The 15,673-nt window shown below is 33.7% G+C and carries 12 protein-coding genes; 11 read left to right on the top strand and 1 reads right to left on the bottom strand.

Going from position 1 to position 15,673, the window contains the following annotated elements:
- Positions 1 to 76 precede the first annotated feature (76 nt).
- Positions 77 to 4,918 (bottom strand): choice-of-anchor L domain-containing protein, encoded by a 4,842-nt coding sequence (locus FGM02_RS16705; protein ID WP_139959643.1) that lies wholly within the window; start codon positions 4,916 to 4,918, stop codon positions 77 to 79.
- 146 nt (positions 4,919 to 5,064) lie between these two features.
- Between FGM02_RS16705 and FGM02_RS16700 the strand changes: the two genes are divergently transcribed.
- The 11 genes from FGM02_RS16700 to FGM02_RS16650 all read left to right on the top strand — a co-directional run bounded on the left by FGM02_RS16700 (position 5,065) and on the right by FGM02_RS16650 (position 15,670).
- Positions 5,065 to 5,793, top strand: a complete 729-nt coding sequence (locus FGM02_RS16700) for a class I SAM-dependent methyltransferase (protein WP_139959642.1) — start codon at positions 5,065 to 5,067, stop codon at positions 5,791 to 5,793.
- Positions 5,793 to 6,488 carry a ZIP family metal transporter gene (locus tag FGM02_RS16695; RefSeq protein ID WP_139959641.1) on the top strand — a complete coding sequence of 232 codons (696 nt, stop codon included), beginning with the start codon at positions 5,793 to 5,795 and terminating at the stop codon, positions 6,486 to 6,488. Before FGM02_RS16700 ends, FGM02_RS16695 begins: the two co-directional genes overlap by 1 nt.
- A gap of 103 nt (positions 6,489 to 6,591) precedes the next feature.
- Positions 6,592 to 7,011: a hypothetical protein gene (locus FGM02_RS16690; RefSeq protein WP_139959640.1), complete on the top strand. Its 420-nt coding sequence runs from the start codon at positions 6,592 to 6,594 to the stop codon at positions 7,009 to 7,011.
- A gap of 142 nt (positions 7,012 to 7,153) precedes the next feature.
- Entirely contained in the window at positions 7,154 to 8,740 is a 1,587-nt protein-coding gene (locus FGM02_RS16685) for a peptide chain release factor 3 (protein WP_139959639.1), read from the top strand.
- Between the two features lie 252 nt (positions 8,741 to 8,992).
- The gene (locus tag FGM02_RS16680; protein WP_139959638.1) at positions 8,993 to 9,289 is read left to right on the top strand and encodes an isoamylase early set domain-containing protein; all 297 of its coding nucleotides are present in this window, start codon (positions 8,993 to 8,995) and stop codon (positions 9,287 to 9,289) included.
- Positions 9,290 to 9,473: 184 nt separating this feature from the next.
- Positions 9,474 to 10,106, top strand: a complete 633-nt coding sequence (locus FGM02_RS16675) for a peroxiredoxin (RefSeq protein ID WP_139959637.1) — start codon at positions 9,474 to 9,476, stop codon at positions 10,104 to 10,106.
- 101 nt (positions 10,107 to 10,207) lie between these two features.
- Positions 10,208 to 10,705, top strand: coding sequence for a thiol peroxidase (tpx, locus tag FGM02_RS16670; RefSeq protein WP_139959636.1), 498 nt, complete (start codon positions 10,208 to 10,210; stop codon positions 10,703 to 10,705).
- Complete coding sequence (locus FGM02_RS16665; protein WP_139959635.1) at positions 10,705 to 11,076, top strand: diacylglycerol kinase family protein; 372 nt, start codon at positions 10,705 to 10,707, stop codon at positions 11,074 to 11,076. The genes tpx and FGM02_RS16665 overlap by 1 nt, the downstream gene beginning before the upstream one ends.
- Positions 11,077 to 11,112: 36 nt before the next feature.
- Positions 11,113 to 13,569: an FtsK/SpoIIIE family DNA translocase gene (locus FGM02_RS16660; RefSeq protein ID WP_139959634.1), complete on the top strand. Its 2,457-nt coding sequence runs from the start codon at positions 11,113 to 11,115 to the stop codon at positions 13,567 to 13,569.
- A gap of 8 nt (positions 13,570 to 13,577) precedes the next feature.
- A complete protein-coding gene (locus FGM02_RS16655) occupies positions 13,578 to 14,213 on the top strand; it encodes a LolA family protein (RefSeq protein ID WP_139959633.1) in 636 nt (211 codons plus the stop codon).
- 11 nt (positions 14,214 to 14,224) lie between these two features.
- Positions 14,225 to 15,670 carry an LptF/LptG family permease gene (locus FGM02_RS16650; RefSeq protein ID WP_139959632.1) on the top strand — a complete coding sequence of 482 codons (1,446 nt, stop codon included), beginning with the start codon at positions 14,225 to 14,227 and terminating at the stop codon, positions 15,668 to 15,670.
- The last annotated feature ends 3 nt before the right edge of the window (positions 15,671 to 15,673 follow it).

Raw genomic sequence — 15,673 nt, 5'->3', positions numbered from 1 at the left:
GCAAAAATACTGAATTAGATCTTAGAACTCAATGAAAGTTTCATTAGTTTAAAAATTCTTGTTTTTGCAAATATGTTTATCGTAACAAACTAAAATTACCTGTTAATACGGTGTGTTTATCGTCAATACTAACATCTGCTTTGAACCAATAATCGCCAGAAGGCATTAAAATTCCATTTCGATCCATTCCGTCCCAACCAATAGAACTTTCGTTTAAGCTACTAAGCAAACGTCCGTTTCTATCAAATATTTGAACATTGGTTATACTAACCCCAGGAATATTTTTTAAACCTTGCAAATGCCACAACTCAGTACTGGCTGGGCCCGATCCATTTGGAGAAAAGTACAAAGGATAATTCAAAACATAAATATCTTGTTCTAAGGCAGCACAACCATTAGTCTCATAAATGGTAATTTTGTGCTTGTCGGCCGTAACGTCGTTAAAAACATTCGATTCCTGTTCTGTCTCGTCGTCTAATTGGTAAGTGTACACACCAGCTCCAGAAATTTCAACAGTAACTTTGTTAGGGTGTTCAAAATGAATGACTTCTATTTTTAGTAATTCGGCAGGTGTAATGTTAAATTCTTTATAAATCTCACAACCAAAAATATTGGTTACTCTTACCCAATAATCACCGACTTCGTTAATGTAAATTTGTTGTGACGTTTCTCCCGTAGACCATTCATAAGTGTCAGAAGCATCTAAACTAGCCGTAATTTCTAATGGTGCGCCGTCCAAACAAAGGGTTGACGTATTTGGTGCTTCTATAACAGGGACAGGGTTAATGACCACAGAGAACCTATCAATGCTAAAACATGAGGTTTCAGAATTGGTCACTCTAAACCAAATTATTTCTTCGTTGGCGGCTCTGTATATTTGTGAAAGTTCGTTAGAGCCATTTGCTGCATTTTCTTCAGTAGTATGATAGCTAACTAAATATTGTGCCGGATTGATACCGTTTAAAATGGCCTCGTTTTGAGTGAATAGATCAAATTCTGCTGTAAAATCTCCATCATAATTACACGCAATTAAATCGTTAGGCACTACAAATGCAGGATTGGGATTGATTTTTAAGTCAAAGGAATCGATATAAAAACAGTCGGTTGTATCGTCAGTAATTCGTACAAATACAACTTCACTGGTAGAGGAGTATTGGTAGGTGTCCGTATTTCCTCGTATTTCTAATTGCGCACTAGACAAACTTGAGTAGTAAACAATTTGTGCATTTGGGCCTGCTTCAAAATTAGGGGTTACTTCGTTAATATGAATGAATCGATCTGCTGTTTCGCAAAATTCAAAACTAGTCACAGGTGTATAGGCAGGAGGTAAGTTGACTTGAATTAAAAGTGGAATTGTAGAAAAACAACCTGTTAAGGGGTTGGTTACTTTTACAAAGATGGTTTTTGTTCCGTCGGTTTGGTACACTTCTGGAGAGCTAATAGGAAGATCAGCAGCTAAATCGGCTTCTGTTTCATAAAACTCAATGATATATCCTGACTGTCTAGGGTCTAATATTTGAACATCTGCCATCGTTAAATCGGCAATTGTTTTACCATCATAATCATTATCGCAAACAGGATAGATAGCTGATGGGCCTAATAAGGGAGGGTTAAAAACACTGATGGTGAAATTTTCGGTGATGTTTACACAGCCTTCGTCCGTTTCAATGCGGACATAAATTATTTCAGGATTTAAGTTTTTTAAATAGTCATCCGGCAAAGCATTTAAATTAAGGGAAGCTTGCGCTATAGAGGTATGAAAAGAAACACTTAAATTTTGGGGACTTCCCGTAATTATTTCAGTTCTTTTAGCACTTAAATCTAGCAATGCTATTGCGGAACCACCAGGATCGCTACATAAAAATTCATCTTTTGGAGCTGTATAGATAGGAGCTTCTCTTACAGAAATTTCAAAGCTACTGATCCCATAGCAATCAATATCGGTATCGTTTTCAACGCGAACATGAATAATTTGTGGGTTGGCCGTATTTGTATAAGGTGAATTTTTATTTATTGCATTTTGTCTTAGGTTTGCATCGTTTTCAGTTTCAAAATACAAAACTGTTTTTCCTGTTTGACTGCCTAAAATTTCGGAGTCCTTGCTTCTGAAAACAAAAGCGCCAGAACCGTCACTATTTACTTCACAATCGGTATAGTTAGAAATTGGCGTAAAAACCGGCAAGGTATTCACAATTGCATCAAAGGAAACTACTTGGTAACAGTTAGTTGTATTGTTGGTGACTCTTGAAAAAAGAGTTTGCGTGCTGAGGCTATAGTTTGTTGGATTGGCAATTGGATTTGTATTCGAATTTGCGTCAGAGAAATTCGTGTAAAAATCGATAGTCAAATCAGTTGTTGTGGCAGTAATTTCATTTATTTTGGTGGTTAAATCGAAATTAAAAACACCATCTTGATCGTCGTCACAAATAATAATGCTAGTGGGTGTTGCAACTGTTGGAGCAGGTAAAACATCAATATCTAAGCTGTTAACCGCCGTACAGCCAGTTAGTGTATTCATCACTCTAGCAAAAACCACCAAAGGATCGGTTGTGTTGGTGTAAGATTTGGAAATAGGACTTCCAATAGCAAACCTAGCATCCGCTTCTGATAAATAATATTCGACAGAAACGTTGGCTAAATTATTAGACACATAGGCATCGTATTGACTTAAATCTATTGTTGTTCTCGCGTCGTCATCTTCATCACAAATTTCAACGGGAGCAACTGGTGTCAATTCAAAATAAGGTAAAACTACCAAATTAAATTGTGAAACTTCTTCACAAGTAGGGCTGTTTAATACCATAAAAATGGGTTGTAAACGAGCAGTTGTATTGGTGTAATTAATTGTTTGGTCTAATTCATTAATTCTATTATCCCTATCAGATTCAGTTTCATAGAAACGAATGCTTACATTGGGAAGGTCGTTGGTGAAATTTTGAGCAATCATTCCAAAATTAAAAAGACTAAAACCATCATTTGAACTATCATCACAGGCACCGATATCAGAAATACTGGTTCCAGTTGTTAAAACATCGGTATGTAAATCAATACTTTCAATTGCAAAACATGCGGTGGTATTATTTTCAACACGAATAAAAACAGTTTGTAAAAATTGCGTTGTATTTGTGTAACTAGTCGGATTTAAAATTGGGTTTGTAGCATCCACTGCATCGGAATTTGTTGCATAGTAACTTACTGTAACATCCGAAATTCCCCCTAAAATTATTGGTTCTAAAGTCGTCATGTCAAACACTTCAAATCCGTCGTTATCCACCTCACAGGCGTCTATAAAATAATCACCTGGAACTAAATTGGGAATTGAATTTACGGTTACATCTACGCTTGTGGTTCCTACGCAATCAGAATTTAGGTCGGCAACACGAATAAAAATTGTTTGTGCAGGAGCATTTACACGGTATGGCAAACGCAATGCATTTCGTTCAGCATCAGTATCAGCCTGACTTGTATAGTAGGAAACCGAAAGATTGGGGTTTCCATTGATAATTTCTTCGGTAGTTGTTGAAAAATCTTCCAATCCGAAAGAGGCATCTTCTTGAGAAGCGCAAATTTCAAAAGCTGTGGGAATTGTAAATTCAATACTTTCTGTGACTCTAATATCAAAAGTAGCGTAGCCCAAACAGTTTGAGGTATTGTCAAAAATTCTAACAAATATTTCTTGACCAGTTTGATTTGCTTCAATAGGATTTAGGATAGCCCCTACATTATTTCGTGCGTCAGCATCAGAATTGTGGTAGCTAATGGCAAAATCTCGATGAGGTAAATTATCTAAAAACTCTTCATCCTTCAGATTTAAGTCAAAAAATTCAACTTCATCTCCTGGGTTGGTAATATCACACAAAATAAAATCAGAAACAGGTGTAATGGACGTTTCTGTATTTAAAACAACACTAATTTCATCTTCAATAACGCAGGTAGTACTATTTATAGGAACATCAGCACGAATACGATAGGTACCATTTTCAGTGGCAGTGTAGCTTGTTTCCGAGGCGTCAGGTATTAGTACATCGTTTAAATACCAAGAATAAACCGCCAATGGATTTCCTAAGTCGGCAAATAATTCATGACTAGGCAAGCAGCTAGAAACATCTGCGCCTAAATTTAGTGGCGTATTAAAACTACTACCCTCAATAAAAACAGCAGAATCGAAAAATTGATCGGTTTGATCGGCGATAATTAATTTTATATGGTAAGATTGGTTTGGGACAATATTTGCAGAAGCGGTCAAAACTTTTGTTCTACCAAAAAAATTGGTGTCACCATTTAAATAACCTCCAAAATACTCTTCATTTTCGGCAGCACACAAACCAGAAATATCGGGTCTTATATTTCCAATATTTACAGGAGCCGTAGTTCCCGGAATTACGGCAATGTTTGTATAAGGATCAGTACTTCCGGTTTCTTTAATTAAAAATACAAAACTATCAGAACCCAGATTACAAGGAAATTCACCTTCATATTCTTCAGAAGCAAATAAATAATTAAAGGCCAAAGTATTGGTTAGTGAAACGAAATCAAACTCTATTGAGGTTGCGTTTAACGTATTTGTTACGCCTAAAGCCGTTTCAATATCGCTATCTGTTCCCCAGGTTGTATTTCCATCACCAAGTGCAGGATTGATATCAGAGTTTCCAACTGAATTTACATTTCCCGTACTAATCACAATTCCGCTTTCAAATGGAAAACTAGAACTGGCTCTGTCGAACCTAGCAAAACTAGTGATTCCGCTGGCAGAACCATTGCTGTTAGATTGGATATTGGTGGTTTCGACACAACCTTCTGTTAAAATATCTTCAATAAGTTGTTGTGCCGTTAGGCTGCTGTCTGTGGTTATTTTTTGTCCATAAGAACAAAAACTGACAAAAAACAAGGCAAAGAAGGCTGTTGAAAATAATTTCATAGGTTGGGTTTGGGGTAGAACGCAATAGGTATAACTTGTTGCAATTTACTAAAAGTTATACGAATCAAAACTTGAAAATATATCTATTTCTCAGAATATCAAAATTTCAGTTATTAATTATTATTTTTGCGGTTCAATTTTAGAAAATGTCCTCAAAAAAAGATTGGTTTACCGATTGGTTCAATACCAAATATTATCATATTTTATATCAACACAGAGATGATTATGAAGCGCAAGTATTCATGAATAATTTGGTGCGCTTTTTAAATATTTCAAAAGGAAGTAGCATTCTTGATTTGGCTTGTGGAAAGGGAAGACACTCAATATATTTAAATACATTAGGGTATAATGTTACGGGTGCCGATTTGTCGATTAACAGTATAAAACACGCAAGCTTGTCTAAAAATGAGAGTTTGAATTTTATTGTGCAAGATATGCGTTTGCCTTTTCCGTTTAAAAAGGATGTTGTTTTTAATTTATTTACCAGTTTTGGGTATTTTGCAGACGATCAAGAGGATATTCGAGTTTTGGAAAATATAAAGAACTGTTTAAATAAAGACGGGGTTGCCGTACTTGATTATTTGAATGTGACTAAAGCAATTAAAAATTTAGTAGCAGAAGAAGAAGTTACTTTGGATGGCATTGTTTTTAAGATTACCAAAGAAGTAAAAAACGGTTTTATCATAAAAAAAATAGAATTTACTGCAGAAGATGGCTATCATAGTTATTTTGAAAGAGTAAAATGTTTAGATTTGGCTTATTTTGAATCTTATGTTGCCAAAGCGGGACTTAAAATAAAACACTGTTTTGGAGATTACAACTTAAATGGTTTTGATATTGAGAAATCTAATAGATTAATACTAGTGCTAGAATAATGATTTACATTTTGCTGATACTGTCTGTACTTGTTGGTATGGCGGTCGTTTCTATATTTAAACCCAAACAATTATTTGTACGATTGTTGCTTTCGTTTAGTGGTGCTTATTTACTTGCAATAACCATTCTTCATTTGGTGCCAGAAGTTTATGGAAACACGCATGGGCATGTACATTCGCATTCGCCTAGGCATATTGGAATTTTTATTCTGGCAGGAATTATCATTCAATCAATTTTAGAATCTTTTTCTAAAGGTGCTGAGCACGGTCATATACATTTGCATTCTAAATCTAAAAGTTTTCCTTGGCTTTTATTTGTTAGTTTAAGTATTCATGCTTTTTCAGAAGGAATTCCTGTAGGGTATGCTACAGAATCTAATTTACTCTGGGCAATTTGTATTCATAAAATTCCGATCAGTATTGTATTGGCTACGTTTTTGTTAAATTCTAGTCTGAAAAAAAGTTACAGTTATTTGTTTATTTTGTTGTTTGCAATGATGAGTCCCTTAGGCGTATTGTTGTCTGAAAAACTTCCATTGTTTATTACATATCATGCAGAAGTTACCGCAATAACAATTGGGATTTTCTTACATATATCTACAATTATTTTGTTTGAAAGTTCAGAAAATCACAAATTCAACTATTCTAAATTTGTAGCCATACTTTGTGGTTTGGCCATTGCATTAATGGCATAACTTTTTTCTGAAACGGGAATCCATTTTTTTGCGTACTTTTTTTTTGTACTTTAACAGTCAGAAATAAAATACTATAAACAAAATAACATACCCCGTTAGTATTATGGAAAAAATTAGTACCGTAAGAAGTGAAAGTTATTTGCTTCGAATAAACTTAGCCATAGATGCTTTTTTAAAAGTTGAGGACAGCCATAGAAACTTATTAGAGATTATTTATTGGTGGGAAAAAAGAAGAGTCGCTTTCAATGCAATTTTTATAAGTTTTGGATTGATCAACATGTCTTTGTCTCGATTTTTTCTAGGGCTCACACTTCAAGAAAGTTTGTATAGTACCTTTACTTTAGCATCCGCAATTTTGGTTATTAATGTCGCTTATTCCCTTAGTTGTGTGTCGGAGTTTTTTGTTCGTAAAGACAATAAATACGCTGCCCAATTGTTTAAAAGAGGTTTGTTGTTTTGTGTTTTAGCAAGCATGCTTCCAACTTTGCTACATGCCAAAGATTGGTTTTTAAGTATTTCCTAAATAGGAGTTTAATTGCGCTTTAGCCGTCTTTCTTACTGAAAAATATTTAAGCTTTTAATTATTTTTAGATCAGTTAGGATAATGTATATTTGCATCCCTGTAACAACAGGTAGTTGTTCATTATTAACGCAATATACAATACATGTCTTTTTTAAAAGAAATACAACGCAGACGTACCTTCGGTATTATTTCGCATCCTGATGCAGGAAAAACAACACTTACAGAAAAGTTATTACTTTTTGGTGGAGCCATTCAAGAAGCAGGAGCGGTAAAAAATAATAAAATAAAAAAAGGGGCTACTTCCGATTTTATGGAAATAGAACGTCAACGTGGAATTTCGGTAGCGACTTCTGTATTGGCCTTTATTTATCAAGATAAAAAAATCAATATTTTAGATACGCCGGGGCATAAGGATTTTGCGGAAGATACTTTTAGAACCCTTACAGCCGTTGACAGTGTTATTGTTGTTATTGATGTTGCGAAAGGGGTTGAGGAGCAAACTGAAAAATTAGTTCAGGTTTGTCGTATGCGTAAAATACCAATGATTGTTTTTATCAATAAATTGGATAGGGAAGGGAAAGATGCCTTTGATCTATTAGATGAAGTTGAACAAAAATTAGGACTTCGAGTAACGCCATTAAGTTTTCCAATTGGAATGGGGTATGATTTTCAAGGGATTTACAATCTTTGGGGTAAAAAAATCAATCTTTTTTCAGCAGATAATAAACAGACAGTTTCAGCAGGAGTTGAGTTTACCGATATTTATACGCCAGAATTGGATGAGATGATTGGCGAAAAGCCAGCGGAAACTTTGAGAGAAGAAATAGAAATGGTGGAAGGAATTTATCCGGCATTCAGTAAAGAAGAATATTTGGCAGGTGATTTACAACCTGTGTTTTTTGGATCGGCCTTGAATAATTTTGGGGTAAAGGAATTGTTGGATTGCTTTGTGGAAATTGCACCAACGCCTCAACCAAAAATGTGCGATACCCGATTGATAGATTCTAAAGAGGAAAAATTAACAGGCTTTGTTTTTAAAATTCATGCCAATATGGATCCTAAGCATAGAGATCGATTGGCGTTTGTAAAAATTGTTTCTGGTACTTTTAAAAGAAACGCACCTTATTTACACGTTCGTAATAATAAAAAAGTAAAATTTTCTAGCCCGAACGCTTTTTTTGCTGAGAAAAAAGAAATTGTGGATGAATCTTTTCCAGGAGATATTGTTGGTTTGCATGATACAGGAAACTTTAAAATTGGAGATACACTTACGGAAGGAGAAGTTTTAAACTTCAAAGGAATTCCTAGTTTCTCTCCAGAACACTTCAGATATGTAAACAATGCAGATCCATTAAAGGCGAAGCAGTTGTATAAAGGTTTAGACCAATTAATGGATGAAGGAGTTGCGCAGCTATTTACTTTAGAATTGAATGGTAGAAAAGTAATTGGAACGGTTGGAGCTTTGCAATATGAAGTGATTCAATACCGATTAGAGCATGAGTATGGTGCTAAGTGTACCTATGAAAATTTACCGATGCATAAAGTTTGTTGGGTACAACCAACAGAAAATAATGCCGAGTTCAAAGAATTTAAAAGAATTAAGCAACGTTATTTGGCAAAAGACAAACAAGGACAGTTGGTGTTTTTAGCAGATTCTGCGTTTACCATCGAAATGACACAGAGTAAATACCCTTCTGTGAAGCTACATTTTACGAGTGAATTCGAATAATCTAGAATTTAAAAGTAATTAACTTGTTTTAAAACAGTTGATTAACTGCTAAAAATCAGCGCTAAAATTGCAATGTAAATTTATCCTGATTTTTATTGCTAAAATGGTAAAATTTGGCTAAAATTATAGCGACTATCACTCCATTGTTAAGTAAAAATTATCAATCTGTTATAAATCAAGCAGAAAGATGTTTTTATTTTGTCTAGTAGACTTTCATGCGTATTTTTGCCATGTAATTAGAACAAATAAATTATGGCTATTAAAAAACAATACTTAAAAAGTAAACCAGTTTGTAAAGTAACTTTTGAAGTTGCTGCAAAGGAAGCTAGCAACGTTTCAGTTGTTGGAGATTTTAATGAGTGGGATGCAGAAGCTGCACCGCTTAAAAAACTAAAAAACGGAAATTTCAAAGGAATTTTACCTTTTGAAAAAGGAGCGTCTTACGAATTCAAATATGTAATTGACGGAGCATATGTAAATGACGAAAATTCAGATTCATTCAAATTTAATGAATTTGCAAATGCAGAAAACGGAGTTTTAGAATTGTAATTCAAAAAACGATTATACGTACAAACAGCATCATTTTTTTAAATGATGCTGTTTTGCTTTTAGACACCTTCTATAAGAAAAATCTATTTTAAAATCAATTATTAAAATTGATGAGCTCTCCTAAAACTAGTAGATTTAATTATATTTGTTCCAGTCAAAATAAAAACAATAAAACAAAAATAAAATGGCAGTATTAGTCGGTAAAAAAGCACCACAATTTAGTGTACAAGCAGTAGTAAACGGAAATGAATTTGCAGAGAACTATACTCTTGAGCAGTTTGCAGGAAAAAAATATGTTCTTTTATTCTTTTATCCTAAAGATTTTACATTTGTATGTCCAACAGAATTACATGCATTTCAAGAAAAATTAGCAGAATTTGAAAAAAGAAATGTACAAGTAATTGCAGCTTCAACTGATACAGAACAATCTCACTGGGGATGGCTTCAAATGGAAAAAGCAAACGGAGGAATTAAAGGTGTTACCTACCCAATTCTTGCAGATACAAACAAAACAATTTCTAAAAACTATGATGTTTTAGCAGGAGATTATTTTTACGATGACAATGAGCAATTGCAAGCAGAAGGAGAATTGATCGCTTACCGTGGTTTGTTCTTAATTGACAAAGAAGGAATTGTTCGTCACCAATTGGTTAACGACTTACCTTTAGGAAGAAATGTAGATGAAGCTATTAGAATGGTAGATGCATTACAATTCAACGAAGAGCACGGTGAAGCTTGTCCAGCAAACTGGAATTCTGATAAAAAAGGATTGACGACTACACATGAAGGAGTTGCTAGCTACTTAGCTGAAAACTAGGAGTCGCTTCCAATTCATAAAATATTGATAAAACTCTCGAATTGTTTCGAGAGTTTTTCTTTTTAACGTATTTTTGAAACTTAAATTAAAACACCCATAAAATGGCTACAATCACATTAAAAGGAAATGAATTTCACACTTTAGGAAATTTACCTGCAGTAGGTAGTATCGCTCCTAATTTTACATTAAGAAACACAGATTTATCTAACAGTACATTGGCAGACTATAAAGGTTCTAAAATATTGTTGAATATTTTTCCTAGTGTTGATACAGGTACTTGTGCTGCTTCAGTAAGAAGTTTTAACAAAAGTGCAGGAGCTCAAGAAAATACAAAAGTAATTTGTGTATCTAAAGATTTGCCATTTGCACACGCTCGTTTTTGCAGTGCTGAAGGAATTGAAAATGTAATTTCAAGTTCTGATATTTCAGGAGACTTTGGTAGAGCTTACCAATTGGAAATTACGGATGGACCTTTAGCAGGTTTGCATTCAAGATCTGTAGTTGTAATTGATGAAGAAGGGAAAGTTATTTATACAGAACAAGTTTCTGAAACTGTTGATGAGCCAAATTACGAAGCTGCATTAAATGCTTTAAAATAATGAAAGATCCTAACGATTCTTTTATAGTAGACAGAATAAAAAGTATCCGCTATGCCTTTAAAGGCATGTGGATACTAATTTCTTCTGAAAGTAGTATCAAAGCCCAACTTTTTATTAGTTTGTGTGTTAGCATTCTTGGTTTTGTGATGGAAATATCACCCACAGAATGGATGTTTCAAATAATAGCCATTGGTTTGGTTATTACTACAGAAGCAATGAATACAGCCGTTGAAAAGGTCGCTAACTTTGTACAACCCGATTTTGATAAAAGAATTGGTGTAATCAAAGATATTGCTGCTGGAGCTGTTGCTTTTGCTTCGTTGGTTGCCATGGCCATTGCCTTGGTTATTTACCTGCCTAAATTCATTTAAGTCAAACACCCCTTATATTAAATACCCAAACCTTGAATGAGGAAAACTAAAAATAAAACAGAAACCAAAGAACCTAAAAAGTATTTTGAGAAATCAAAAGCATTTTTTAGCAACCGTCAAGTTCAATCTGTTTTAGGTGTATTTATTTTACTATTCGGTCTGTTTTTAGGTATTTCCTTTATTTCATTTTTCTTTGCTTGGCAAGAAGATCAAAGTTTGTTAGCGCATTTTACAGATAAAAATGAAGTCGCTAAAAATTTATTAGGAAAAGTAGGCGCCAATTTAAGCCACTTTTTTATTTACAAAGGTTTTGGAATCGCCGCTTTTATGATTCCATTTTTATTGATGATGGCCGGAACTTATCTTTTGCTATTGATCAATTTAAAAAAAATATTCAAATCTTTAAATTGGGGAATCCTAGGAATGATCTGGATTGCTACCTCATTTGGTTTTACAGACAATGATTTGTCACTTTTATCGGGTGTTATTGGTACAGAACTCAACGACTACCTTTCTATTTATATGGGAAAAACAGGACTGGCCCTGTTGTTACTTTTCGGTTATTTGGCTTATGCGATTATTCGTTTTAAAATAACTCCAGAAAAAATAAAAGGCTGGTTCCCTAAAAAAGTAGTGGTAGAAAAAGAAGATTTTGTAGAAGAAGATCTTTCGGAGCCAACACTAAAAAAAATAGAAAAAGTTGCATCAGAAAAGAAAGAAATTCAAAAAGAGGAAGTTGAAGAAATTCCTGTAAAAGAGAAATCTGAATTTGAACTTTCTGTAGAAAATCAACAACCTACCATAAAAAACTTTTCTTCTATTGAAAAAAAGAAAGAAGAGAAAGGCAAAGAAGCTAATGTGGAATTAGAAGTTTCTACGCCAGCGGTTTCTGAAGAAGAAAAAGAAGAAGTAAGTATTGATATTGAGGAGACACCTGATGAAGAAAAGGTTATTGAAAATTTATCGAATACCTTGGTGGAAAAATTTGGAGAATTTGATCCAAAATTAGAATTGGCAAACTTTAAATTTCCAACCTTAAATTTATTAAAAGAATACAATGAAAGTATTGCGGTTGATGCGGAAGAATTAGAGCAAAATAAAAACAAAATTGTAGATACCTTAAAAAACTACAAAATCGGTATTGCCCAAATAAAAGCAACCGTTGGTCCTACCGTAACTTTATACGAAATTGTTCCGGAAGCGGGAATTAGAATTTCGAAAATTAAAAACTTAGAAGACGATATTGCCTTATCATTGTCTGCATTAGGAATTCGTATCATAGCACCTATACCTGGTAAAGGAACTATTGGTATTGAAGTTCCAAATAATAAACCCACAATTGTTTCCATGCGTTCGGTTATTTCTTCAACGAAATTTCAAGAATCTAAAATGGAATTACCGATTGCTATGGGGAAAAATATTTCTAACGAAACGGTGGTCATCGATTTGGCTAAAACACCACACTTGTTAATGGCAGGGGCAACGGGACAAGGAAAATCTGTGGGGTTAAATTGTATCTTGACTTCGTTATTGTATAAAAAACACCCAGCCGAAGTAAAGTTTGTTTTAGTAGATCCTAAAAAAGTAGAACTCACTTTATTTAATAAAATAGAAAGACATTATTTAGCAAAACTTCCTGGTGAAGCAGAAGCTATTATTACGGATACCGCCAAGGTTGTCAATACCGTAAATTCATTGTGTATTGAAATGGACAATCGTTATGATTTGTTGAAAACGGCAATGGTTAGAAATATAAAAGAATACAATGCAAAATTCAAAGCGCGTAAATTAAATCCAGAAAACGGACATCAATATTTACCATATATTGTTTTGGTAATTGATGAATTTGCCGATTTAATTATGACAGCTGGTAAGGAAGTGGAAACACCAATTGCACGTTTGGCACAATTAGCGCGTGCTATTGGAATTCATTTAATTGTGGCCACGCAAAGACCTTCTGTAAATGTTATTACAGGTATGATCAAGGCCAATTTTCCTGCTCGTGTTGCTTTTAGAGTAATGTCTGCGATTGATTCGAAAACAATTCTAGATGCTTCTGGAGCAAATCAATTAATTGGTCGTGGAGATATGTTGTATACCGCAGGAAACGAAGCCATTCGTATTCAGTGTGCTTTTGTTGATACTCCTGAAGTAGAAAAAATTACAGATTTTATTGGTTCGCAAAGAGCTTATGCTGAGGCACATATATTACCAGAATATATTGGCGAAGATGGTGGCACGGCACTTGATATAGACATATCAGATAGAGATAAATTATTTGAAGAGGCTGCCAAATTAATTGTCATCGCGCAACAAGGTTCAGCATCTCTTTTACAACGTAAATTAAAATTAGGGTATAATAGAGCTGGTAGATTGATAGATCAATTAGAAGCTGCAGGAATTGTAGGTCCTTTTGAAGGGAGTAAGGCACGACAAGTTTCTGTTCCTGATCTACAAGCATTGGATCAATTATTAGCCGACGAAAAAAAATAAAACACAAAATGAAGAAAATAGTAGTTAGCCTTTTATTGAGTATTATCTGCAATGGCGTATTTGCTCAAACAAATGAAAAAGCCGAAAGTTTGCTAAAAGAGGTTTCAGCCAATATGACGAGTTTTGGAACCATGCAATTTAAATTTAAGTACACTCTTGAAAATAAAGAAGTAGATGTACACCAAGAAAGTATGGGTACAGCCTATACAAAAGCCAATAAATACAATTTATTAATTATGGGGAACACCATGATTTTTGATGGCTCTAAAACCTATATCATTAGCAATGAAGACGAGGAAATTAATATTTCTGAGGAAGAAAATGACTTCTTAACGCCGAATAAATTATTGTTCTTTTACCAAGATGGTTATACGTTTTCATGGGATGAAACAAAAACAATTGACGGAAAGCTTGTTCAATTTGTTAAGTTGGTTCCTATTAGCAGTGAATCAGAATCTTCACATTTTATTATTGCCGTGTACCCAAAAACAAAGACCATTAAATCGGTGACAAACTTTGGAAATAACGGTACGCAAACCATTATTGAAATTTTAGATTTTAAGGCAAATCAAGTTTTACCTCAAAATATTTTCACTTTTGACAGAACTTATTATGAAAAGAAAGATTACGTTATTAACGATTAAGAATTTATAAATTGAGAATTCTAGATAAATACATCCTTAAGAGTTTTTTAGTTCCCTTTTTTGCAACGTTCTTTATTGTAATGTTTGTATTGGTCATGCAATTTTTATGGTTTGCATTTGACGATATTGCGGGTAAGGATATAGATATCTTTTATATTTTTAAATTTTTAGGCTATACTTCGTTGCAAGTAACTCCAACTGCTCTTCCTATTGGTGTGCTATTGTCTTCTATCATGGCACTTGGTAACTTGTCTGAAAAATATGAAATGGCCGCAGTGAAGTCAGCTGGAATTTCTTTAAAACGATTTATCCGCCCTTTGGTGTTCTTAACCTTAATTATTAGTGCTATAAATTTTTTGTTTTTGAATAATATTTATCCTTACGCTTCTTTAAAGCAAAGAAATTTATTGTTCAATATGAAAAAAACGAAACCTGCTTTGGCACTTATTGAAGGAAGTTTTAATACAGAAATTCCTGGGTATAGTATTTATTTTGAAAAGAAATATGGTCCTGAAGAAAACTTACTAAAAAATGTGAAAATTTATGATTTGCATGGCGGTAAGAATAATGACATTTGTATTACTGCCAAAAAAGGAGAAATTACAACCCAAGAGGGAAGTAAATACATGACCTTGCATTTAACAGATGGTTATTATTATCAAGATCATACGGAAGAACGAAAAAAACTAAAGGACAAAGAAAAATTACCCGGCTCTGCGGCTAAATTTGACACCTACAATGTAAATATCGACATTTCTTCTTTCAATGGAAATGAATTGGATTTAGAAAAATACAAAACCCATTATTCGATGCTAAATGTGAATCAGCTGGCATATCAATCGGATACCTTAAAAATGAGTTATGACTTGTATATTAAGTCAAAAGCAAGATCTTTTTTTATTCGAAATAATGGAAAGGAACTTTACCAAAAGCCAGATAGTACCAAAGCTCAAAATATTTCAAAAGAACTGTTGGATAATTTCGACTTAAAAACAAAGGTAAGTGTTACACAGGCCGCATTAACCAACATAAAAAAACCATTACGTTCTATCAAAGTATTTAAAGAAAGTTATAAAACCAATAGAAAAAGATTGAATTTATACGATTATGAATTTCATTATCGTTTGGCCTTTTCTCTATCATGTTTGCTTTTGTTCTTTATTGGTGCACCATTAGGTTCCTTAATAAGGAAAGGTGGGTTCGGACTTCCAATGGTGTTGGCCATTTTAATTTTTGTAGTTTACTTTTTTGTAAATTCTTTAGGAAGAAATATAGCTGAAGAAAGTTCCATTTCATCCACAATGGGAGGTTGGTTTGCGACAATGATCTTGACACCTTTTGCATTTTTTCTAACAAAAAGAGCGACAAAAGGAATAGGATTGGTTAATTTTGACAAAATTTCTATGCCAATAAAAAATATAATACAACGTTTTAAAAAAACAAAAACAACCGATTAGGTG

It is taken from the genome of Flavicella sediminum (assembly GCF_006381105.1).
Classification (GTDB): domain Bacteria; phylum Bacteroidota; class Bacteroidia; order Flavobacteriales; family Flavobacteriaceae; genus Flavicella; species Flavicella sediminum.
This window is presented reverse-complemented; position numbering and strand designations above follow the sequence as displayed.

Bases quoted from the DNA above. Each gene is read 5' to 3' on its own strand.
- FGM02_RS16680 (WP_139959638.1), top strand. From the start codon at position 8,993: ATGGCTATTAAAAAACAATACTTAAAAAGTAAACCAGTTTGTAAAGTA.
- FGM02_RS16660 (WP_139959634.1), top strand. From the start codon at position 11,113: ATGAGGAAAACTAAAAATAAAACAGAAACCAAAGAACCTAAAAAGTAT.
- tpx (WP_139959636.1), top strand. From the start codon at position 10,208: ATGGCTACAATCACATTAAAAGGAAATGAATTTCACACTTTAGGAAAT.
- FGM02_RS16690 (WP_139959640.1), top strand. From the start codon at position 6,592: ATGGAAAAAATTAGTACCGTAAGAAGTGAAAGTTATTTGCTTCGAATA.
- FGM02_RS16675 (WP_139959637.1), top strand. From the start codon at position 9,474: ATGGCAGTATTAGTCGGTAAAAAAGCACCACAATTTAGTGTACAAGCA.
- FGM02_RS16685 (WP_139959639.1), top strand. From the start codon at position 7,154: ATGTCTTTTTTAAAAGAAATACAACGCAGACGTACCTTCGGTATTATT.
- FGM02_RS16655 (WP_139959633.1), top strand. From the start codon at position 13,578: ATGAAGAAAATAGTAGTTAGCCTTTTATTGAGTATTATCTGCAATGGC.
- FGM02_RS16700 (WP_139959642.1), top strand. From the start codon at position 5,065: ATGTCCTCAAAAAAAGATTGGTTTACCGATTGGTTCAATACCAAATAT.
- FGM02_RS16695 (WP_139959641.1), top strand. From the start codon at position 5,793: ATGATTTACATTTTGCTGATACTGTCTGTACTTGTTGGTATGGCGGTC.
- FGM02_RS16705 (WP_139959643.1), bottom strand. From the start codon at position 4,918: ATGAAATTATTTTCAACAGCCTTCTTTGCCTTGTTTTTTGTCAGTTTT.
- FGM02_RS16665 (WP_139959635.1), top strand. From the start codon at position 10,705: ATGAAAGATCCTAACGATTCTTTTATAGTAGACAGAATAAAAAGTATC.